Source organism: Singulisphaera acidiphila DSM 18658 (assembly GCF_000242455.2).
GTDB lineage: Bacteria > Planctomycetota > Planctomycetia > Isosphaerales > Isosphaeraceae > Singulisphaera > Singulisphaera acidiphila.
This window is the reverse complement of sequence record NC_019892.1, coordinates 4,601,475-4,622,122: the sequence shown is the minus strand read 5'-3', so window position 1 is coordinate 4,622,122 and position 20,648 is coordinate 4,601,475. Positions and strand designations below refer to the sequence as shown.

Below are 20,648 nucleotides of genomic sequence, written 5' to 3'. Positions count from 1 at the left end.
ATGGCGACGCGTACCCAGCTCTGCTCGTTCCGACTGGACGGCCGCCTCTACGGCGTGAATGTGGAACGCGTCCTGGAGATTCTCCGGGCTCCGTCGGTGACCCACGTCCCCCGGGCCTCGTCGTCGGTTCGCGGCCTGATCAACCTACGTGGCCAGGTCATCACGGCTCTTGACCTGCGGTTTCGCCTGGGGTTGGGCGAAGCCTCAACGGATTCGCCCCTCATGGGCCTGGTGGTTCTCGACGAACAAGACGCGGTCATCCTGCTCGTCGATCAAGTCGAGGATGTCCTTGAGGTTGATGGGGCCGCGTTCGAGACGACCCCCGACACTCTCGACAGCGCGGTCCGAACGCTGATCCGCGGGGCCTACAAGCTGGAAGACCAACTACTACTGCTGCTCGACATCGACGAGGCCGTGAAGATCGTGCCCGATCGCAAGGAGTTCCCCTCATGAATCCCGATTCCCAGGCCGACGCCCGTGGCGCCGGGCGATTCTTCCGGCTCCGAAACCTGACCATCCGGTCGAAGCTCTTTCTCCTGATCGGCGTGTTCGCGGTCGGTTTCGCGGTCTTTGCTGTCTTTGCCTATAATACGTTTGAGTCCGTCAAAGTTAATGGTCTGACCTATGGAAAGATCGCCTTGATGCAGGATATGGACAGTGATTACAAGCCGGCTCCGGCGTCCCTGGTCGAATTGCACACGCTGAATCGTCAACTTGTGAGCGTTGAGGATCAGGGCCAGATCCCCGCGTTGATCGCGGATGGCCGGAAGATACGGGAGGTCTACGAGGAATGCAATCGGCATTGGAGCAAGCAACCACTGGATGAGGAGCTCAGGAAAGCCGCGCTCGTCTTGTCGTACCTACCGGCGGCCAAGTACTTCAAGATCAGGGACGAGCAATTCATCCCGACCCTCCTGAGGGGCGATCGCGAAGGGGCTCGCAAACTCCTTGACGGCGAGATGAGTCAGCTCTATCACGACCATCGACTTGCGATGACGAAGGTCAACAGCCTGACCCGCGCGGGGATCGTCTCGACCGAGCGGGAAGCGGCAAACTTCCTCCAAACGCGGTTGATCCTGCTGCTCACCCTGGGAGTCGGCCTCCTCGGGATGGTGGTGGGATTCTCCCTCTGGATCGTCCGAGGGATCACGCAGCCCTTGAATCGAACCATGCAGGTCCTGGACGCGTTGGCCACCGGCGACTTGACCGATCGACTTCAAGAGACATCCAAAGATGAGATCGGCATTATGGGGCGAGGTCTGAACCAGGCGCTGGAACGCATGGAGGGTGCTGTCAGGTCGATTGGGCAGAACGCCCAAGGACTGGCAGGCGCCGCGGAGGAGCTTTCGGTCGTGAGCCGGCAGATGAGCGGCAACGCCGACGAGACCGCCTCGCAGGCGAACGTCGCTTCGGCGGCCTCCGAGCAGGTCAGCATGAGCGTTCAGACCGTTGCCGCGGCCGTCGCGCAGATGGGGGCAGTCTCCCGGGAGATTGCCAAGAGCGCCGGTGAAGCGGCGGGCGTGGCCGAGGGGGCGGTCCAGATGGCCGAGGCGACCAACGCCACCGTCACCCGGCTGGGTCAGAGCGGCGCCGAGATCGGCTCGGTCGTCAAGCTGATCACTTCCATCGCCGAGCAGACCAATCTGCTGGCCCTCAACGCGACGATCGAGGCGGCTCGCGCCGGTGAGGCCGGCAAAGGGTTCGCCGTGGTCGCCAGCGAGGTCAAGGAACTGGCCAAGGCCACGGCCAAGGCCACCGGCGAAATCGGCCAGAAGATCGAGGCGATCCAGCGTGATACTGCGGGAGCCGTCGCTGCCATCGGGCAGATCGGCGGCACGATCGTCCAGATCAGCGACCTCCAGGGCACAATCGCCAGCGCCGTCGAGGAGCAGACGGTGACGACCAGCGAGATCGCCCGGAACATCACCGAGGTGGCCCAGGGGAGCTCGGAGATCGCCCGGACCATCCTGGCCGTGGCCGAAGCCACTCGCGGGACCTCCGAGGGAGCGGGGCAGACCCAGACGGCGGCCGCGGAACTCGCTCGGATGGCGACCGAGCTGCACGGCCTGGTCGCCCAGTTCACCTATCATCAGCGGGCCGACGACGAACCAGGGCCGGGAACCAATGGAGGGGATGCGGGGTCGCGCCTGTCTTCGTCGCGATCCCCTGTGAGAAATCCGTCACGCCTGAACGGGCAAAGCCGAGGTGGTCTCTACGTTCGCAATTGAAAGAGAAAACAGGTGCATGGGATGGGATTGTCTCTCGAGGAACGCTCGTCATGCGCGTCTTGATCGTCGATGACTCTCGAGCTATCCGGTCCATCCTCTCGCGAATCCTGGTGGGTCTCGGCTTCGAGGTCTACGAGGCAGGCCATGGTCGGGAGGGGCTCCAGCGGCTCGCCGAGATCGCCCGGACCTCGCTGGTTCTGGTCGACTGGACTATGCCCGAAATGGATGGCCTCGAGTTTGTCCGCGCTGTGCGTTCTCGACCCGAGTATGATCATCTGAAGCTGATGATGGTGACCGCCGAGACCGAGATGGATCGGGTGGCCGATGCGCTCGAACAAGGGGCCGACGAGTACCTCATGAAGCCGTTTACCAGGGATATGATCGTCCAGAAGCTCGAACTCCTGGGGATGATGCCGGCGTCGGTCGATCCGCTCCTGCCTCCGCTTCCGCCTACGACGTGATGAACTCGGGACTTGTGGAACACCTGACTGGGCGGAACCGGACCCGAGCCATGCGAAAGATCCGCGTCCTCATCATCGGCGGTTCCTTCGTCGTTCGTCGGATGCTGGCCGAAGCCATCGCGGCTGATCCTGCGCTGGAGGTCCTCGGCATTGCTGCGGGCGCTCGTCTCGGGCTGGCGAAAATCGAGCAAGGTCGCCCGGACCTGGTCGTTCTCGGGGGGGAGACGTCGAAGGGGGACGGCTCCGGGATCCTCGCGGCGATCCAGCGGGCGCACCCGCGCCTTTCCATCATCCTGTTCGGCGAGGAGAAGGAGCGGCGACTTGATCGTTCGGCCGCCAATTCAAGGGCGTTGGATCCCGGGCGATTGGCGGTCGCGATCCACGGGATTCCCGGCGGCCTGATCGCCACGATCAAGCGCCATGGCGTCAGCGATGAAGAGGCGAAGGCTCCCCGGAACCTCGGCGCTGCAATTGAGAAGGTTGAGATCTTGGTCATTGGTGCGTCGACTGGCGGTCCGGATGCCCTGGCTCTGCTCTTGTCGTCGTTCCGGGCCGATTTCCCGGTCCCGATCCTGATCGTGCAGCATCTGCCTCCGAACTTCACGAGATATCTCGTCGACCGCCTGGCGCATCATTCGGCGTTGGGTGTGCAAGAGGCCGCGCCTGGCGATCGACTCCTCCCCGGCCATGCCTGGTTGGCCCCTGGGAACGTTCACCTGGTGGTTGCGAGGGATTCGCAGGGGGTCTGTGTACGGTTTAGCCACGATCCGCCGGAGCAATCGTGCCGGCCGTCGGTGGACGTCTTGTTCCGCTCGGTGGCGGCCGTCTATGGGCCGGCCGCGCTGGCCGTCGTTCTGACCGGCATGGGGCGGGATGGCCTGGCCGGATGCGCGGCGATCCGCGCGGCCGGCGGCCAGGTCCTCGTTCAAGATGAGGCGACCAGCGTCGTCTGGGGGATGCCCGGCCAGGTCTCCCGCGCCGGGCTGGCCGACCTGGTCCTGCCGCTCGGCGCTCTTGGCCCGGAGATCGACCGGCGGTCGCGCGAGCGATGGCCCGCTCGCCGAAGGTTCGAGGGAGAATCCGAGGAGGCACCATGCCGTTGAGCCGAGCCGACTTCGACTTCGTCCGGGACCTGGTCTGCTCGCGTTCGGCCATCGCGCTCCCGGCGGAGAAGCTGTACCTGGCCGAGGCGCGCCTCGGCCCCCTGGCCCTGGCCGAAGGATTTGAATCGATCGCCGAGCTCCTGGGCCAGGTCCGCGCCTTGCCGGGCGGCGGTCTGCCTCAGAAGGTGGTTGAGGCCCTGGCCACCAACGAGACCTCGTTCTTCCGCGACCTCCATCCTTTCGAAGCCCTTCGCCGCGACATCCTGCCCGCGCTCATCCAGCGCCGGTCGGCCGCGCGTCGGCTCGAGATCTGGTGTGCCGCCAGCTCGAGCGGACAAGAGGCGTACAGCATCGCCATGCTCTTGCGCGAGCATTTCGCGGGCCTCCCCGGCTGGACCGTCTCGATCCTCGCCACCGACATCTCTTCCGAAATCCTCCGCAAGGCGAGCGAAGGCCGTTACAATCAGGCTGAAATCAACCGAGGTCTGCCGGCGCGATTGCTCGTCAAGTATTTCCGCAAGCAGGGGACTTCCTGGCAGATCACGGAAGAGATCCGCCGGATGGTGGAGTTCCGAACGCTGAACCTGATTGAGCCGTGGCCCCCCCTGCACTCCCCGGACATTCTCCTGCTTCGCAACGTTCTGATCTATTTCGGGATCGAAACCAGGAAGATGATCCTGGGCCGGATCCACCGCGTGCTCCGCCCCGACGGCTACCTCTTCCTGGGCGGGGCCGAGACCACCCTCGGCCTGGACGACGCCTTCGAGCGAACCGAACACGAGCGGGCCGGTTGCTACCGCTTGCGCCGTCCGAGTGCCCGTGCATAGCGAAAGCGGTTTGCCCATCGAACTCCCCCTGCCTCTCGAGACGACACTGGGCAACGCCCCAGATTGTCAACCCTCGGCCATATTGACGAATGATTCCTCTCCGATCTTCTCTTCTCGCTCGAGTTGAAGAAGTACGCGTGCGTAACCCGCTCACTCTGCGGCGGTAGAGAATCCCTGCGTTCTGTGGTGTTCGGTCGAATCGCTGTGTTTTATGTAGCGAATACGATTGTTGCCATGATATATAATGGGATCGGTTAAGTTCGTACGTGACGTTTTGGGCGGCTCGTCGACCCGTGCCGACCGAAGGGGGGGCGATGCGCAACGCGTTGCTATACCTGCAGGTAACCGTGCTGACCGTGGCGGTTTTGGTCGTCGCTCTCGACCTGGGCCGGGCCGACCTCAGGGGCCCGCTGGACTACACTGTTGGCGGGGACGTGACGTTCCACCTGGCGATGTTCAAGGGGATCGCCGACAACGGCTGGTACTTGGAGAACCCCTGGCTTGGTGCCCCGGGGGTGATGAAGCTGTACGACTTCCCGTACTGTGAGAACGCCCTGTTCCTGGGCGTGAAGGTGCTGACGGCCCTGACGGGCGACCCGTTTTTGGCGGGCAACCTGTTCCATTTGGCGACGTACCTCATGGCGGCCTGGGCGGCTCTGTTCGTGCTCCGGCAGTTCGGGGTGGGGCGGCAGGTGGCCGTGGCTGCGAGCCTGCTCTTCGCGTTCTTGCCATACCACTTCTGGCACGGCCCGCCCCACGCGCACTTATCGAACTACAGCGCGGTTCCGCTTCTGGCGATGGTCGCGCTCTGGCTCTGTGCCGGGGAGTCGGTGCTCTTCCGCCGTGACGACGCGGGGCGACTCCGGTGGTCCTGGTCGTGGGGGCGCTCGGCGCCTGCGCTCGCCGCATGCGGCCTGGCGGCATTATCGGGGCCGTATTACGCGTACTTCGGCACGTTTTTGTTGCTGACCAGTGGATTGATTGGCGTCCTGAGGCGGCCGGGGTTGGACCGGGTCCTCGATGCTGTGGTGGCGGCCGGGTTGTTGGTCGGTCTCTTCGCCGTGCAACTCGTGCCCTTCGTGGCCTACGAGCTGCGTGAGGGGGTGAACCCGCTGGCGTCGAAGCGCCCCGTCGGCAACTACTACCAGTACGGCCTGCGGGTTGTGAACCTACTCAAGCCCGTTCCCGGCCACCGCTTGCCCGGCCTGGACTCCGGGCGGCCGCCCGAGCGCTCCCGCCCCGAGGCCGAGCTGAGCTGGCAGTACAATGAGCTGAACGAGTCCGAGACCGCACCGGCGCTGGGCTTGGTCGGGTCTTGCGGCCTGCTCGTCGCGGTGGTCTGCGGGCTGGCCGCTCCCTGCCTTGCGACCCGCCGGCTCCCCACGCTGGGGGATCTCGGCAAGCTGACCCTAGCGGTGCTGCTGCTGGGCTTGATCGGTGGGTTCGGCGAGATGATTGCCCTGTATGTGACGACCAAGATCCGTTGCTACAACCGCCTCAGCGTCTTCCTCGGCTTCTTCTCGCTATTTGCGCTGGCGCTGGTTGTGAACCGACCTGGCCGTAGCTCCGCGCCGGGGCGGGCCCGCTGGGGGTGGCTTGCGGTGCTCTGGGGAGTGACGGCCTTGGGGCTCCTCGACCAGATCCCGTTGCGATTGACGCCCGACCACATCAAGGACACTCGCGCCTTCCGTGACGACCGGGCGTTTGTGACGCGGGTCGAGAAGAGTTTGCCGCCGGGCGCGATGATTTTTCAACTCCCCCCCAACTCGTTTCCGGAGTTCGGCCGACACTTCAAGATGTACGACTAGGCTGTGTTTGGCAAAAGGCGAAACAGGGCTTTCTCCATGATTGCGACCAACCACATGGCGACGTAGTTAACCGCCAATTTCTCGTAGCGGGTGCCTAACCGGCGGTACTCCTTGAACCAGCCCACCACCCGCTCGATGATATTCCGCCGCTTGTATGTGGCCTTGTCGAACTTCTCATCCCGAGGCTGGTCCTTGCGCGTCGGGATCACCGCCTCGACTCGTCGCCTCCGGCACCAGCGCCGGATCCGCCGATAGCTATACCCCTTGTCGCCTGCCAGCCGCCGCGGCCAGCGACGCTGGCCCCGACGGCGACGGAACAGGCGTCGGGCCATCGTCGGCTCGAAAGCCACGCTGTCGTGCCTCTGTCCGGCCGTGACGTGGATACCGACCACGCTCCCATGGCTATCACACACGAGGTGGATCTTGGTGCCGAACCCGCCTCGCGAACGCCCCAACGCATGGTCCGGCGGTTCCTCCATTTGCGTCTCTTGACGCCCTCCAAGCCTGCACCATTGGCTTGCCTTTTTTTTCGCCCCGGCGGCCGCCCGACTGGCCCGGATCACGGAGCCGTCGATGCACCACAAGTCATGGTCGATCTGGCCTCGATCGTCCAGTTCATCCAAGAGCGAGGAGACGATCCGAATCCATGTACCGTCCCGACGCCAGCGGTTGAACCGGTAGTACACAGTCTCCCAGGGTCCGTAGCGCTCGGGGAGATCTCTCCAAGGGGCGCCGGTATGAAGGATCCAAAGGATGCCGTTGAGGATGGGGCGGTGGTCGTTGAACGGATGCCCCAGGTTGCCGTGATGGGTCCGGTGCGGCAAGTGCGGCTCAATCCGAGCCCATTGTTGATCAGTGAGTTCGTAGCGATGCATAGGGGGACCTCCTGCTCGATCACCCTATTTCTACGTTCGACGCCTCCAGACGGTTTGTCAAACAGAGCCTACAGCCACTTTCGTGGCTATTTGCACTCGCGTCGGCTTCGCTGGAGTTACGGTGCCCTGCGTGGACGCGAGACTGAGGCCTGGCAGAGCCTCCTCGCTCCGCTCCCGCCCGGCGAACTGGTCGACTCGCTGATCGCGGCCCAGTTCGCGGGGATCTACGTCGATCGCAAGGGGCACGAGGCCAGCGCCGAGGCGCTCGTCGCCGGCCTGCTCCGCAAGGTGCCCCAGGAACCGGTCACGAATGGCGACGGCTCTTTGGTATTCATCCGCCTCCCGGCCCGCCAGGAGGCGGTCACCTCGTTAGGTCGATCCCTTGAGCCGAGTAAAGGTCCAAGGCGCTGAGGTGTAGGGAGAGCATGGCGCAGGTCGAGTGGCCTGAGTGGACTACCATGGCAACCCTCCGTTCGCGTTCGAGGTCGGCCAGCGCCTGGTCTAGCACGGGGGGAACGGCGACTTCCTGACCGGCGAGACCGGGGTCTGGGGTTTCAGCGCCCTGGGGGTCGGCCTTGAACGCCGAATTCTACCGAGCCGCCACCTCCGGCTTATCGTTCCAGGTCGCCATCCAGCGCGGGGTTCGGATGTATCATGACCAGACAACCCGGCCCTTGAACGACATCCGCTGGGAACTGGCGACTCTCCTGGCCCGCGGTGCGTTCGTGACCATGGTCGACAAGACCGGCTACGACGGTCGGCTCGACCCGGTCGCCTACCGTCGCATCGGCGAGGCCTTCCGCGACGCCAAGGTCGGTCGCGAGCACCTCGGCTTTCGGCCCATCCGGGACGTTGCCGTCTACTTCTCCTCGCGGAGCCGCGACTGGTACGGCCGCGAGCAGCCCGGACGCTACTTCCGAGCCTTCCAGGGGGCGCACCGGGCACTCGTGCTTGAGCACGTCCCGTGGGGTGTCGCCCTCGACGAGAATGCCACCGATGCTTCGCTCGCCGCCTTCCCGGTCGTGATCCTGCCCGACGTCCCGGTCGTCTCGGCCGAGGAGGTCGCCCGGTTCCGGACGTACGTGGAGCGGGGGGGCTCGCTGATCGTCACCGGCTGGTCCGGCGTGCTCGGCCGTCGCGGCGAGCCGGCCGACCGATCGGCCCTCGAAGACCTGATCGGCGCCAAACTCGTCCGTCGGCTCGACAGCCAGGACAACCGCGTCCGGCTGCCGGCCGTCATGGCCTCATTCCCCTTCGGCCCGCTCGTGGCCGGGATCGAGCCCGACTGGCCGTTCCTAGTCGAGGGCCCGGCCGCGATCTACCGGCCAACCACCGCGACCCCGCTCGGCGACCTGCTCGAGCCCCACCGGACGGTTCGCCAGAAGCAGGGAAAGGAGGGGACCGGCTGGCCCATGAGTGCGGGGAAAACCGTTGGGCCGGCTATGCTCCTCAATACCGTGGGTAAGGGCCGCGTCCTGACGTTCGCGGTCGCCCCCGACGCCGCGACCGCGAGCGAGCACCCGATCATCGAGGTCCGCAAGCTGCTGGTCAACGCCGTGCGGTTCCTTCATCCCCCCCGGAGTCCGGGTTGAGGCCCAGGCGTTCGTCGAGTCGGTTGTGACCGACGATCCTGAGACGCGGACCCTTCGCGTTCACCTGATTGCCGGCGGACCCACCCCCGCTACGACGCCCGTTATCAACCGCCCCTACGCTGTCCCTGGACTCATCGAAGATGCTCCAATATTTCGTGTCCGCGTTCTCTTGAGCATGGCCCCGAAAAGCGTTGCGGTCGCCAGCCCAAACTCGACCGCAACCCTCGACGGGAAGACGGTCACGGCCGTCGTGAGCGACATCCACGACGTGGTCGTCATCCGCTACTGACCACTGCGGAACTTTGTGTTTATGCGCATATATGAATTTTTTTATTTTTAATATGTATTAGTATTAATTGTGTTTTGCGTGTATGGCCGTGCTTTGCAAAGAGTTCTTGTTCCTCTTTTTGACGAATCGGCCTCATCGATGTCACGATCGCCTCGACGCACTTCCCTTTATGTAAAAAACTCTCTGCTTACGGTCGATTCGTTCTTGTTCTCACCATCCACCTAAGATAATTTCAGCGGATGGAATTCCCAATTTGAACAAGCCAAAGCCTCGTCGCGTTCGCATCAGCCTTCGTATCTGGATTCTCGTGCCGCTCATAACCGGAGCCTGGATGAGGTGCCTTATGAACAAGATCCGGAAACAGCGGGAAGCGGTCGCGGCTGTCAAAGAATACGGCGGTTGGGTTTTCTACGACTGGCAGTTTGTGGACGGCCGACTCGTTAAGGGACCCCAGCCGCCTGGGCCGAAATGGCTGAGAAAGCTTTTGGGTGAAGAATACTTCCAGGAGATCGCCGAAGTGAGCTTGGTCCGTGATCCATTTGCTCCAAACAGTTTTCAGCCAATAAACAACGCCAAGGCTGACAACCTACTGCTTCAGCTCGCGGACTTGACAAATCTCAAGGGCGTGCTGCTCACGGGGTCACAAGCTACCGACCAGGGATTGAAGTGTCTCAGCCAAATGGAAAATCTTGAAAATATAGTCACAGTTGAAGCGACAGAAGTCACCGATGTAGGTGTATTCTATTTGGAGAAATTAAGCAAATTGCGCGATTTGCATATAAGCTACTCAAATCTTACCGATGCTGCGATCGCCTCCATAGCGAAGCATCCTAAATTAGAGCAGATCCTCGTTCGAGGTAATCGGCTAACTGATGCAGGGTTGACCCACTTAAAGGACCTGGAATGCCTACAAGTGCTCGACCTGGCGGACACTGGATTAACCGACGTAGGTCTGGAAGAATTGAGACTGTTGGCAAAGCTTAGGATTGTATGCGTAGGCGATACAAAAGTCACGGAAGCAGGCGTGCAAAGACTTAAAGCCGCGATGCCCCACTTGAGGGTCATCGAATAGGCAAATGAAGCGCATTAGCAGTATTGCGTGTGTCAAGGTGCTAGGCGATGAAACCGCCGATCAAGGTAGGCGCTCGAGATTCCCAGGGATCGCAACTCTTGCCGCCGCCACTCCATACGTCGGCCGCCCTGCCTGAAGTGGTCCCCATTGTCCAAACTACTCGGCCCGGATTTTCAGTTAGGGCTTGCGAATTGCCCGAACGAATGCGGCACCTCGCGACCCGAGCGCTACGATGACACCGTCTTCGTGACGTGGATCGGGTGCCAGGGCGTCGACCTCGTTCTGCCAGATCCAGGGTACGCGATCGAACGGTTCCATCGTCTTCCCCCCAGCCTCGACCATCCAGAGACCGCGCTTGCAACCGAGCCAGAGGCGGCCGAGACCATCCTGGGCAAGAGCGTTCACCGGTTGTAGAGGTTCTCCCCAATCGACTTTCGAAAGCCTCTGAGTGGCGGGGTCGTACACCCTGAGACCCGAGTCGGTCGCGAGAAGAATCGCCTCGGAGGACCAAGGGATCGCGGCACTGATGTGGAGCGTCTTCTCGCCTTCCTGGATCTCGATCGGGGTCAACCGCGGGTCGTCGCCTTGCACGCCTCGCTTCAGTTGCCACAAGGTCTTATCGGGCCGATCGAGAAGGAGCCACGGCGGACCTTGCTTGTTGATGGGATTCAGGTGGTAAGGGACATCTGCCCCCGGGATCTGAGCCACGGTTTTCCATCGGCCCTTTTCGAACCGCTTCAGATCGCCGGACGAAACATTCCAGAGGATACCATCAGCCGTGATGAAGGATGCCGATGGGTTTAGTGACGACGTTTCCCGACCGAGCCGCAAGGATTTCCCATCGACCCGGCGTGCCGTGGTCCGCGTCCCGTCGCTCACGCCGGTTCCGCTCACGGTAGAGATCGCCCCGTCGGGGCCTACGAGGACGTGGGTCTCGTACCAGGACTCCTCGTGCTTTTCGATCTCTGCGGCGTCGCCAGCCGGGTCGATCAGGAAGGGTGGTGCGAGCGAAGCGACTTCCCAGCCGTTCTCGCGGAGCGTCCAGGCGGGGAGTCGGTCGTCACCCTCAAAAAAGAAGGTCCCTTCCGACGTGTTCATGATTTTGGAGACGTTCGACGCGCCAATTTGCCCGGGAAGCCCGCGCGGGATCACCTTCGTTCCTTCCAGGAGCACATACCCATCGCCGACCGTGGCGAGGACATAAGGCTCTCCTTCGCGACTCGGTGGGTGAACAGTGCGGACGGATGGATAAGATCCGACAGCGTCGGGCCGCCCCCAGCGGCCCTGGATTGGGAGGGTGGCGAGCTTCTTCCAGGCTTTCAGCTTCTTATCAACTCGGAAGACATCGTTGTCCGAGAAGACAAGCAGACCGTCGTTCTCCTCGACGACGTGCGTGATGGGCATCATCGGCCGTCTGGGGTCGTTCCCGAACTCTTGGTCATGGGGAGGCTCGGATCTGTACAACGTGTGCGGTTCAGGTCCATCGACCCGCGTGAGGTATCCCGAGTCGACGCCCATGTGCGACGTGCCGCCGAAGGCCCAGACCTGGCCGTCACGTAGCTCGATGAGTCCGTAAACGCCTTCCCAGAAGGCTTTGTCGTCGGGTTTGCGGGGTGGCGGTGGCTTAATCTCCGCGATCGTCCCTCTCGCCAGGTCGACCCGAGCGAGTCGACCACCCCACTCGCCGTTGTCAGCCCCGAGCCAGAGCCGCCCCATGCCGTCGAGCAGGAAAGTCGTCGCTTCACGCTCCAGCGCGAATGTCTTCCCGGTGGCGAGGGCGTGGACCACCGAATAGGGCACGTCTCGATGCCTGCCATTGCCCTCAACGCGCTTGGTCGGTCGGGTCACGACCACCAGACCCGCCGGTCGATCTCCTGCGGCCCGTTCCCACCCGATCCACCGTGGTTGGGCAGGAAGTTGAGTCAAGTTTGTGAGATCGAGCGTTGCCGGTTCGACGCGGCAAATATGGCCGTCGGTGAGGCCCGCGAGGACCGTCTCTCCCTCGCCTGGGCCCAGGCATGTGACTCCCTCAATGTCAATCCGCTCCCGAACCAGGTGCACCGTGGGCAGTTCGAATCGCAGGAGGGCCCCTGAAAACGTGAGGGCGATCAGGTTGCTTCCGAGACGCAGGCTGTCCTGGAGTGCGTTCCGGTCGATGTGGACGGTGCAATCGACGATATCGAAGTTTCCGAGTCGGGCCTCACCGCTCGGCGGCTTCGGCAACTCGTCAGCCAGTAGGGACGCCTTTGAAAGCATGCCGCAGAGAACCGCGAGGATGATAGGTCGCAACATCGGTTACTCCAGGACTCGCACACATCGAACGCCTGACAAAACCTCCACGCCAACATCGCTCCGATCCCCCGCCGACAGATCATAGTGGAACTCGTGGCCTATGCATGATTTCCATGTTTGTATGCAAATAGATCGTGTCATGAGCATGTGAGGTGTCCAATGTTGCCACTGGAACGAGGAAACACAGCCGCGAGGGGGGCTGTTGAGTTTCTACGTCGCCGTGATTGGAGTTACGCTGATGTACCTCCACGCAGACCATCGCCCCAGCAAGTACACGCTTATTTTTTGGGAATGGTGACTGGCGAGTCCGCGACGCTGGATGAGATTGTGCTAATCCCCCGTGAGCGGGAGCGTAAGAGCCAATTCCAGCGCGACCGCGTCGCGCGCAAGAGTGCCGAAAAACCCAAGTAAGCCATCAAGGCCCGTCCACGCGATGTGGACGAGGTTACGCTACCACATGCGTCGGGGTCGCCCTTGAAAACGAAGGAGACGACTGTAGGGCTGTTCAGATTGACTTGTTCCGGGATGCTCTGACGAAAAACCTACTCGCTATCAGGAATCCCTTGGTGCTATTGCTGATATTACCAGTGTAGCGAGTGTGATCCGCAGCGACAGAGATGGTCCATCGATCCGCAGTTTGGCTTTGGAGTTTGAACAAACCACCAGTATGCCTGGCCTGGACGTGGCCACTTCGTTCTCAGGCCGCCGGCCTTCGATTCGACGGTTTCCTAACATGGTTGTCTGTTCTTTCTTCCTCACGTAGGGGCCTCCTTCCAGTCCCTTACCATTTCTTCGATCTCCGATGCCGAAAGCGACCCGAGATCCCAGCCATTCACTGAGACTGGGGTGTCGGGAGGAAGTGATTCCCAAGGATGCCGTGCTGCCCTCTGGTAAATATTCTTAAGAATACCAAATCGGCGGGCGCTAATGAGATTTAACCTGGCATTCTCTCTCTTCTCATCAAGGGTCAACCCCGCCCAATTGTCCTCTTCCATGTCCGTGGCTGCGTAATGCCGACACTGCAATTCGAAGTAGGCACATAAGGCCGCTTGCTTTCTGTAGTGCTTCGACCGTCGCCATAACCGCTCACCCCCCAGCAGTATCCCTGCGACGGCCACGAGGATTAGCAGCGACCTCAACGAGAATCGCTTACGTAGCAGCCGCATGGGTTGAACTCAAAAGGTTTGAAGATTGAGTGCATTCGACCCGCAAATGAGGAATTTTTACTGACCGTTACGGATTTTGAGGATGTGGTGAGCGGTATCTCCGCCATCGAGGCAGAGATCAGCAGATTTTGCAGCTAACAGTCATGATGCCTGTGTTGGTTGATGCGTTCGACGGAGCAACGCCAGCCCTTGTTCTTTCGTGTCGTTGCCGGGTGCCAGGGTGTGAAGTTCCCCAGCAGAGCCCAATCCTGGCCGTGCAACCTGCACGACTCGCGCGAGCCGTGCAGGTGTTGGCCTAATCGAAGTACTCGTCCGCTACCGGATTCCACTGATCCAGCGAGATGGATTTGATTGTCTTAGCCTTGACCGGTGCCCACTTTCGTAGACCGCAATGGACACACTGACGGGCCATCAAATTGCCGTAGAACCAGGTGGCATGGAAGGGTCGCCCGCAATTTGGGCAGGGCCAAAAGAATTTCCTCCAATGAGCGACCATAATATTACCCAACGCTGGCAGGGCGACAATTAATATAAAAAAGAGGTCATAATTCAGCTCGAAGCGGGCGAGGAAGTAGTATAGTAACGATCCGAAAGCGAACCATGGTGGACATAGAAGGATCGCGAACCAGAACGCACGTTGTCGTCGCCTGAATTTGTCCCAAGCAGGGTCCATGGAAACCCTCGAATTGGTTCGGGATACAAGCGAGCCATCCATGATAAGCACCTTTGTACTCGAAACCTCCTCATCGATCTACAGGCTACCTGGCACGAGAAAACGGGTTGGGCGAAGGCTTACTAGCTTCATGCCATTCCCCTCCGTCCCCTTTTCTTCGCCCAGTCTTTTCTCCGTTCCCACTGACTCTCCCCCTGCGCGGGATCAGGTGTCGGCAGGAATATCGTCCGAATCAGAGTACTTCTTCTTGAGGGTCTGAAACCTTTCCCACACCTCATCCGTTATGGTGTGCTTCCAAACGGTTGTGAGCATGCGAATAAATTTCGGGTCCGCCGCCGTAGCCTTTTCGACCACAGCCATGTAGTCGGCGACATGACGGCCCAATAGGTGCTCCAGCGGTCCGGCAGCGATGTGCTCGAGTTCAGCATCTGTCTTGGCTAGTGAAACTGCTGCCAGGATGAATCGCCATTGAAGCTCAGTTTGACTTTTGCCGTTTTGACGACCTTGTCGTGCCAGCGCGCACCCTGATCCGAGGAGACCCCTTGCGACGGCGTCTCGGACCGGGCTTTTGAGCGTGGCAAGCGACTTGGCGGGGGTTCAGGCCGCGGGGGCAAGGCCGTTGAGCAGGAGTTGCCGGAATCCGGGCGTGAGCTTTTGGAACACCACGCGATCACCAGGGATCGCCAAAACCCATTCCAGCCACAACCAGCGGCGGACCGCCGTGATCGCATCCGAGAACGTTACATCACATTTGCCCGGCCAGTCCACGCCGCCGACCCGCGACCCGCGTCTCGGCAATCGGGAGTAAAGCCAGGTCACCAGGGTATACAGTCCGAACAGGCAGGGACCCACGCGCAGGACCGTGTCTCGACTCCAGCCACGCGTCGTCTCCATGCGGAGGTAAGAGCGAATTTCCTCGAAGGTGGTCTCGATGTTCCACCGCGCGGTGTAGGTCTCGATCAGCGACGTGACGCTCATCGTGGCGTCGGTCGTGAAGAAATATCCATCCCGGTGCGTGCCGTCCCGGTCGTGGACGAAGACCCAGCGCACGTTCACCAGGGGACGTCCTCCCTTGTACCAGAGTCCGGTCCCCGTCACGGTCTCGACACGACGTCGGCCGCCGCCGTACCAGGCGACTTCCAGGGCCTGTCGTTGCTGGCTCACCTTGACGACTTCCGCCGGGCCGGGCAACTTCGCTCCCTTAACCCGAGGACGTCCCAGGCCCGCGTATTGCGGTGGTGGCTCGACCAGGTTGGCATCGGGGTAAAACAAGCTGACGAGGGTCAGCCGCTTCGGGGTCCGTGCGGCCAGTTCCGCCAACTCGTGGGTCGCATAGCCGCCGTCGGCGGTGACGACCAGGGTCCGATCAGGGAACCATCGCATCAAGACACGAACCAACTGGCCGAGCAATTGGGGCGGTGTTTTGTGCCGTCGGCCGCACTTCGCGTTATCCTCCTTGGTTCGATACAGCGCGATCAACAGCGGCAAGGCCCAGCGTCGCGTGGCCCAGGGGACGGGGACGAGCAGGGCCAAGACGACCCACTTATGCCCCCAGCGGAACGCGGTGTAGGTGTGAGTCGAGCGAACCGGGTCGCGATGGCGTCCCTTACCGTAGACATGAGGGCCGGGATGCTCGGTGACTGTGTCGTCACCCGCCAGGAGGATCGGCCCGTGCGGCACGAAACTGGCGAGGACCGTGGCGATGTAGCGGCGAGCCAGGGCGGCGAGCGACCATCGGTCGCGCGAGAAGACGCGGTGATAGCTGCTGGGGTGCCCGGGCGCCAGGGTGCCCAGGACACGGAGCAGGTTGTTGATCGTGCGTCCGCCCAGAGTCAGGATCGCGGCCAGGGCCAGGAGGATGAACCGGCGATGGGCCGCCCGCGAGAAGGCGGGTTCGAGGGGGTCAAGAACGGTGCGGACCTGCTTGGGGAGTTGCTCGTGAATTCGTTCGAGCCTTCGCCGTGTGGCCCGCGCCTTGCGAGCCTGTCGCCGCCGGTTGGTCCGCAACCGCAAGCGAAGTTGCTTCACGGAGAGTCGCGCGCGAGTCCGATCGGTTAAACTGGTCATGGCGGCCTTCTTGTGTGCGAGGAAGGGCTCTGTGCATACCCCTCATTGCACCAGGGAGGCTCGCCACATTTGTATCCCAAAACGGCAAAAGTCAAGCTCAGGAGGGGTGGTGAAGTTCATCAAGACGACTGTCAGGCCGATGCCGGATCGAGGAGCCTCCGACGTATCCTCTAACCCCGCCAGCCAAGATCGGGCGAGTTCATCCCAGTCTGAATCCCTAAGTTGTTGCCATCGCTCATCAATCGGCATAATTTCTCCGTCTGAGGTGAAGCTCATTCTCGACGGGCCGGCAAAAAGGCTCGCAGTGAACGCGGCCGTTGACCGGATTTTCGAACCGACGGTTTTTTCGCGATGATCGCGTCGCCGATCGCCACCTCGACTGGACGCGTCTCAGGGGCACCAAAGGGGGCCGGATCGGCCCCTCCAAGCGAAAAACGCTCGGCTCCTACTCAAGAGCGGCCTTGTAGGCCGCAACCCGGTGAATGTTGAGACCGAGGGCACGCAAGAAGCTCGCATAACTGACGGCTGCCCGGCCACGAATTCGGAGCGACGCCATCCTCATCTGGTATTTGAATCGGGACATCGTCCCTTCAATCCCCGAACGCCAGCGATAACGCTCCTTGAACTCGTCCGAATGGTTGTGAAGGCGGCGCAATCGTTGGCGAACTCGGTCATATGTGTATTGGTAACGAGACTCCTTGCGACCCACGGCCGAGGCGCAGCACGACTTATGAAAGGGGCACGCTGCGCAGGTCGCCTCCTCGAAACACACCTGGAGTTTGTCAGCACTGGCGCTCGTTGTGATGGGGACGTGCCCTTGGGGACAGCGGACAACCAGGCCGTGCTCATCGAGCTCGAAGTCTTCGAGCGTCAGCTTCTCTTGCTTGCTTCCTTTGGGTGGCATCGACGGGGAAACCAGATCGACTCCCTGGTGTTTCGCCTTTTCGAGGTTCTCGTTCGAGCCGTAATGCGAGTCCGCCAGCACAACCTCGGGTTTGATCGTGCGCGCGTCGGTATCGGCCAGCGCAGGTTCCAGCGAGGAACCGTCGTGAACGTTCATCGGACCGACGGCGACGTGCGTGATCAGGTCGGGCGGTGGGGGAGGGGCCGTCCCCGTGGGGTCGTCTTCGACGTCGGAATAGGTTTCCATGATCTGGACCAGAAAGCCGACACCTCGATGGGCGTTGTAGGACGCATCGGGGTCGGCCGGGCTCAGAACGTTGCCGCAAGGCATCTCATTAGGTTCTTTGACCCGGACTTGGGGACCGGCTTCGGGATCGTTCTTAACTTCACATTGTTCGGAGAGTACACGGTCGAGTATCAGAAAGCTCGGGAGTTCAAGAGCCGTAGTCCCGCGAAGCTGTGTGACCAAGGCCAGCAGGTCCGTAGCGGCCTCGGGCAGCCGTCGCTTCGACTCGCTCGGCTTGGTGGAGGCAAAGCAAGCATTCCCCTCGCGATCGACATACTTGCGGACCAAGTCCGGGTCGACCTGAGCATGCAAGGCCGGATGGAAACGGCGAAGTTCGCGGAGGAACTTACTGATCGATTCGACGATGATCCCGAGCCGGGTCAGGCCGCGCATCGCCGATTGAATCGCAGTGGAATCCAGGCGTTGCTTGCTCGTGTCCGTGCCGACAGCTTTGATGAGTTGATCGGTCAGGGAGCGGAAGAGGACCTGATCCAGCCCCTTCTCAATGAGCCACTGGCGATAGTTTCTCAGGGTGCGTTCGCAGAGGTAGGCGTCGGACTCTGCCCTGATGTCGAGGGCGTATTGCCAGGTGATATTGAACGCGACGGCCTCGACAGTAGCGGCATCGGTCAAGTCGTGCAGCTGCTGAAGGATCAGTGCCCCGAGAACCATGTGGAGGTCCTTGGTGGGGCGTCCGAGCTGCCGCGAGAACCGCGTGATGAGTTCGCCGACGGGCAAGTGCTCGAGGAGGTAATCCCGGAAGACGCCGGCCCAGGACCGCTCGAGCAGTTGGCGACGCTTGCCGCCGAGATGGTCCCAGGGATCGAAGAGATCGCCGGTCTGGTGATCGCGAATGGTGATCATGCAGATAGCATAGCGCCCTCAGCTGAGTTTGCCAGACTTTTTGCCGGCCCGTCCATTCTCAAAAAAAAAACGGCGATCATTCGCTGCTTCCCCATTAATTCTACTGTGACCGATCACGTTTCAGGCCGGTTGAGTTTTGTTATCCTGAATCACGGTAAGGAGATGAAATCCGAACAAAGATCCTCTCATATCACTTCTGGATTACCCCGAAGCTCAAGACCTCCTGAACGACCTGATCCTCACACCCGAAGCCGTCCAGGGCTGTTCGGACCGCCTGACCGGATTCCTCCAACGCGATCTCCCGAAATTCTATCGGGCCGAACATCGCGCCAACGCCGCCCGAGTCATTCGCGGACTCCTCAGTGGCCTGGAAGTAAGCGCTCGAGATACCCAGATACCCGCGTGTCGGGTCCCCCCACCTCGGCATCGGTCGTCTCTTGGGTTACTTCCCGTTGCGACGCTCCGCTCGCTTCGCATTGCGACGCCGGGCCTTCTCGCGAGATTCCTCCAGGCGGTGGGGCATCACCTGCTCGGGATGGCTCTGACCCCAGCGGTCGGGCAACAGGTCCTCGACCCGTTCCGGCTCCACGCTCAGCGTCATCAGCACGTCCTTGACGTACCCCCACGGCTCCAGGCGATGGCGTTTGGCCCCCGCCATGATCGTGCTCAGCATCGCCGCTCGCGGACCCGCGTCCACATTTCCGAGGAACAGCCAGTTCTTTCTTTTATGCTGAATTCAGCATAACTGGAAGAATTGGGAATTTTTGGGGAGTTCCGAGGCAGGTCCTCGTGCGGCGATTCTGTTCACGATCCTGGCAGGAGCGAAGCGTCATCGCCTGGAGCCGTGGGCCTATGTTCGTGAGGTGCTCCTGCGGCTGAGCACGTGCGAGACCGACCTGGAGGCGTTACTGCCGGACCGTTGGGCTGCGAGTCATCCTGAGTTCGTGCTGGAGCATCGCCTCGATGAGTCGCGACGGAAGGCGGCGCGGCAGAAGGAAAAACGCCAGCGGCGTCGCGCGTCTTCATGACAAAGCGAGCGAGTTGAAGGTCAAGTCAGGAAGAGGATTGGCTTGTGAGAGCCCGCCCAGGCGCCAGGACAACTTGTCTCTCGACGAGGACCGTCGGAGGCGGGCAAGGCTGGGAGGAGCGTGCGCTTACTGGTGCTCTGCCGGGTCACCGAACGCCTGATACGGCAACGTGAGGCGTTCTCCTGATGAACCAGTATGGCGAAGCGTGATCAGTACCTATGACAGAGGTAGCCGCTTGGCCAAGCGGTCGTCTGGTCAAAAGTTTCCCACAGCTTCGTCAGCCGGTGAAGGTACGCGCTCGGGGCCCAGTCTCGAAACCTGTATGTTAGTCTTTTCTTTCCCTCATAATTAGCGAGGAACAGCCACTAGGGTCAAAATGATCCATCCCAATGCGAGCGAAATTCCGAGCCGGTCAATCCAATTCGACTTCCAGCTTAGATGTCCTGCAATGGTGAATAAAGACCACGATGTCAATATGGAAAACCCATTAAGCAGCGTCACCATGTCATGTGACAATAGAAAAGCAATAAATTCTTCAGGAGGGCGCGTTGGTGGGTGTAGTAATTCAAGGATAGTGAGTGTGGTGAAAATGGCTGTATTTTGTATCGCAATGGTAATGCAGGCAACAAAGCCAGGCTGTCGCATTAGACGGCGACGATTTGGACGTGGAGAACGTAACCGAATGATGAGAAATCCAAGAGTTAATGCCATTAGAATAGGCATTCCTAGAAAAAATATAGTGAAAAAATCTAAGTTTGATAATGAATATAGGTGATAGATGATCCGTACACCCCATAATCCAATTGCTGTCAAGGCAACAATGATCGTGGCGTCGCCGATATTGAAAGGGCGGCTTTGGCTTGAGTTGATTGGCATGAGGAATTCTTTTATGCAATGGTTTTTACTTTCCGTTGACTCTGCTGATCGCTCGCCACAAGTGCTGAATTGTCAGGAGATTGTGACGCATGATTGATTGCTTTCTGGGCCCCGCTTTCACGCGAGCGAATCAATGCAAAAATGGTTTGCGTCAATTCCGGCCGAAGGCTTAACGGAGTAGCATTAGAGCCTAATTCTGAAAACGAACAAATCAATAAGGTTATAAACGCAACGCTGA

19 protein-coding genes are annotated in these 20,648 nt (G+C 60.9%); 11 read left to right on the top strand and 8 right to left on the bottom strand.

Annotated features, from left to right (window positions below; all coding sequences use genetic code 11):
- The 6 genes from SINAC_RS18120 to SINAC_RS18095 all read left to right on the top strand — a co-directional run bounded on the left by SINAC_RS18120 (position 1) and on the right by SINAC_RS18095 (position 6,427).
- The gene (locus SINAC_RS18120; protein ID WP_015247071.1) at positions 1–453 is read left to right on the top strand and encodes a chemotaxis protein CheW; all 453 of its coding nucleotides are present in this window, start codon (positions 1–3) and stop codon (positions 451–453) included.
- Positions 450–2,228, top strand: a complete 1,779-nt coding sequence (locus SINAC_RS18115) for a methyl-accepting chemotaxis protein (protein WP_015247070.1) — start codon at positions 450–452, stop codon at positions 2,226–2,228. The genes SINAC_RS18120 and SINAC_RS18115 overlap by 4 nt, the downstream gene beginning before the upstream one ends.
- Before the next feature lie 50 nt (positions 2,229–2,278).
- On the top strand, positions 2,279–2,689 hold the full coding sequence (locus SINAC_RS18110) for a response regulator (RefSeq protein ID WP_015247069.1): 411 nt from the start codon (positions 2,279–2,281) through the stop codon (positions 2,687–2,689).
- 50 nt (positions 2,690–2,739) lie between these two features.
- Entirely contained in the window at positions 2,740–3,792 is a 1,053-nt protein-coding gene (locus SINAC_RS18105) for a chemotaxis protein CheB (RefSeq protein WP_237722862.1), read from the top strand.
- On the top strand, positions 3,783–4,619 hold the full coding sequence (locus SINAC_RS18100; RefSeq protein WP_015247067.1) for a CheR family methyltransferase: 837 nt from the start codon (positions 3,783–3,785) through the stop codon (positions 4,617–4,619). The genes SINAC_RS18105 and SINAC_RS18100 overlap by 10 nt, the downstream gene beginning before the upstream one ends.
- 314 nt (positions 4,620–4,933) lie before the next feature.
- Positions 4,934–6,427 (top strand): glycosyltransferase family protein, encoded by a 1,494-nt coding sequence (locus SINAC_RS18095; protein WP_026012152.1) that lies wholly within the window; start codon positions 4,934–4,936, stop codon positions 6,425–6,427.
- Here SINAC_RS18095 and SINAC_RS18090 read toward each other — a convergent pair.
- Positions 6,424–7,302, bottom strand: a complete 879-nt coding sequence (locus tag SINAC_RS18090; protein ID WP_015247066.1) for an IS5 family transposase — start codon at positions 7,300–7,302, stop codon at positions 6,424–6,426. The genes SINAC_RS18095 and SINAC_RS18090 overlap by 4 nt on opposite strands.
- A 54-nt stretch (positions 7,303–7,356) precedes the next feature.
- On the opposite strand from SINAC_RS18090, the gene SINAC_RS18085 reads away from it, so the two are divergent.
- The 4 genes from SINAC_RS18085 to SINAC_RS18070 all read left to right on the top strand — a co-directional run bounded on the left by SINAC_RS18085 (position 7,357) and on the right by SINAC_RS18070 (position 10,255).
- Positions 7,357–7,713, top strand: coding sequence for a hypothetical protein (locus SINAC_RS18085; protein ID WP_026012151.1), 357 nt, complete (start codon positions 7,357–7,359; stop codon positions 7,711–7,713).
- A 164-nt stretch (positions 7,714–7,877) separates the two neighbouring features.
- Positions 7,878–8,894: a beta-galactosidase trimerization domain-containing protein gene (locus SINAC_RS18080; RefSeq protein ID WP_015247065.1), complete on the top strand. Its 1,017-nt coding sequence runs from the start codon at positions 7,878–7,880 to the stop codon at positions 8,892–8,894.
- Positions 8,895–8,919: 25 nt separating this feature from the next.
- Positions 8,920–9,183: a hypothetical protein gene (locus tag SINAC_RS18075; protein WP_015247064.1), complete on the top strand. Its 264-nt coding sequence runs from the start codon at positions 8,920–8,922 to the stop codon at positions 9,181–9,183.
- Between the two features lie 343 nt (positions 9,184–9,526).
- Complete coding sequence (locus tag SINAC_RS18070; protein WP_015247063.1) at positions 9,527–10,255, top strand: leucine-rich repeat domain-containing protein; 729 nt, start codon at positions 9,527–9,529, stop codon at positions 10,253–10,255.
- A gap of 177 nt (positions 10,256–10,432) precedes the next feature.
- Here the strand turns inward: SINAC_RS18070 and SINAC_RS18065 are convergent, their stop codons facing one another.
- The 6 genes from SINAC_RS18065 to SINAC_RS18025 all read right to left on the bottom strand — a co-directional run bounded on the left by SINAC_RS18065 (position 10,433) and on the right by SINAC_RS18025 (position 19,179).
- Positions 10,433–12,547 carry a hypothetical protein gene (locus tag SINAC_RS18065; protein ID WP_015247062.1) on the bottom strand — a complete coding sequence of 705 codons (2,115 nt, stop codon included), beginning with the start codon at positions 12,545–12,547 and terminating at the stop codon, positions 10,433–10,435.
- A 2,043-nt stretch (positions 12,548–14,590) separates the two neighbouring features.
- On the bottom strand, positions 14,591–14,902 hold the full coding sequence (locus tag SINAC_RS41920) for a DUF6869 domain-containing protein (RefSeq protein WP_390553818.1): 312 nt from the start codon (positions 14,900–14,902) through the stop codon (positions 14,591–14,593).
- A gap of 81 nt (positions 14,903–14,983) precedes the next feature.
- Positions 14,984–16,453 (bottom strand): IS701 family transposase, encoded by a 1,470-nt coding sequence (locus SINAC_RS18045; RefSeq protein WP_015244795.1) that lies wholly within the window; start codon positions 16,451–16,453, stop codon positions 14,984–14,986.
- 445 nt (positions 16,454–16,898) lie between these two features.
- Positions 16,899–18,506, bottom strand: a complete 1,608-nt coding sequence (locus SINAC_RS18035) for a transposase (protein WP_015245676.1) — start codon at positions 18,504–18,506, stop codon at positions 16,899–16,901.
- A 190-nt stretch (positions 18,507–18,696) separates the two neighbouring features.
- Entirely contained in the window at positions 18,697–18,933 is a 237-nt protein-coding gene (locus SINAC_RS18030) for a hypothetical protein (protein ID WP_015247057.1), read from the bottom strand.
- Between the two features lie 15 nt (positions 18,934–18,948).
- On the bottom strand, positions 18,949–19,179 hold the full coding sequence (locus SINAC_RS18025) for a hypothetical protein (protein WP_020467762.1): 231 nt from the start codon (positions 19,177–19,179) through the stop codon (positions 18,949–18,951).
- A 91-nt stretch (positions 19,180–19,270) separates the two neighbouring features.
- Here SINAC_RS18025 and SINAC_RS18020 point away from each other — a divergent pair, with 91 nt between their 5' ends.
- Positions 19,271–19,534: a hypothetical protein gene (locus tag SINAC_RS18020; RefSeq protein ID WP_020467761.1), complete on the top strand. Its 264-nt coding sequence runs from the start codon at positions 19,271–19,273 to the stop codon at positions 19,532–19,534.
- 348 nt (positions 19,535–19,882) lie between these two features.
- Here the strand turns inward: SINAC_RS18020 and SINAC_RS39950 are convergent, their stop codons facing one another.
- Positions 19,883–20,410, bottom strand: coding sequence for a hypothetical protein (locus SINAC_RS39950; protein ID WP_154673965.1), 528 nt, complete (start codon positions 20,408–20,410; stop codon positions 19,883–19,885).
- Positions 20,411–20,648 lie beyond the last annotated feature (238 nt).

What these genes read in the sequence shown, in the direction of transcription:
- SINAC_RS18120 (WP_015247071.1), top strand. Translation starts at nt 1, where the DNA reads ATGGCGACGCGTACCCAGCTCTGCTCGTTCCGACTGGACGGCCGCCTC.
- SINAC_RS18115 (WP_015247070.1), top strand. Translation starts at nt 450, where the DNA reads ATGAATCCCGATTCCCAGGCCGACGCCCGTGGCGCCGGGCGATTCTTC.
- SINAC_RS18110 (WP_015247069.1), top strand. Translation starts at nt 2,279, where the DNA reads ATGCGCGTCTTGATCGTCGATGACTCTCGAGCTATCCGGTCCATCCTC.
- SINAC_RS18105 (WP_237722862.1), top strand. Translation starts at nt 2,740, where the DNA reads ATGCGAAAGATCCGCGTCCTCATCATCGGCGGTTCCTTCGTCGTTCGT.
- SINAC_RS18100 (WP_015247067.1), top strand. Translation starts at nt 3,783, where the DNA reads ATGCCGTTGAGCCGAGCCGACTTCGACTTCGTCCGGGACCTGGTCTGC.
- SINAC_RS18095 (WP_026012152.1), top strand. Translation starts at nt 4,934, where the DNA reads ATGCGCAACGCGTTGCTATACCTGCAGGTAACCGTGCTGACCGTGGCG.
- SINAC_RS18090 (WP_015247066.1), bottom strand. Translation starts at nt 7,302, where the DNA reads ATGCATCGCTACGAACTCACTGATCAACAATGGGCTCGGATTGAGCCG.
- SINAC_RS18070 (WP_015247063.1), top strand. Translation starts at nt 9,527, where the DNA reads ATGAACAAGATCCGGAAACAGCGGGAAGCGGTCGCGGCTGTCAAAGAA.
- SINAC_RS18065 (WP_015247062.1), bottom strand. Translation starts at nt 12,547, where the DNA reads ATGTTGCGACCTATCATCCTCGCGGTTCTCTGCGGCATGCTTTCAAAG.
- SINAC_RS18045 (WP_015244795.1), bottom strand. Translation starts at nt 16,453, where the DNA reads ATGACCAGTTTAACCGATCGGACTCGCGCGCGACTCTCCGTGAAGCAA.
- SINAC_RS18035 (WP_015245676.1), bottom strand. Translation starts at nt 18,506, where the DNA reads ATGATCACCATTCGCGATCACCAGACCGGCGATCTCTTCGATCCCTGG.
- SINAC_RS18030 (WP_015247057.1), bottom strand. Translation starts at nt 18,933, where the DNA reads ATGCCGAGGTGGGGGGACCCGACACGCGGGTATCTGGGTATCTCGAGC.
- SINAC_RS18025 (WP_020467762.1), bottom strand. Translation starts at nt 19,179, where the DNA reads ATGCTGAGCACGATCATGGCGGGGGCCAAACGCCATCGCCTGGAGCCG.
- SINAC_RS39950 (WP_154673965.1), bottom strand. Translation starts at nt 20,410, where the DNA reads ATGCCAATCAACTCAAGCCAAAGCCGCCCTTTCAATATCGGCGACGCC.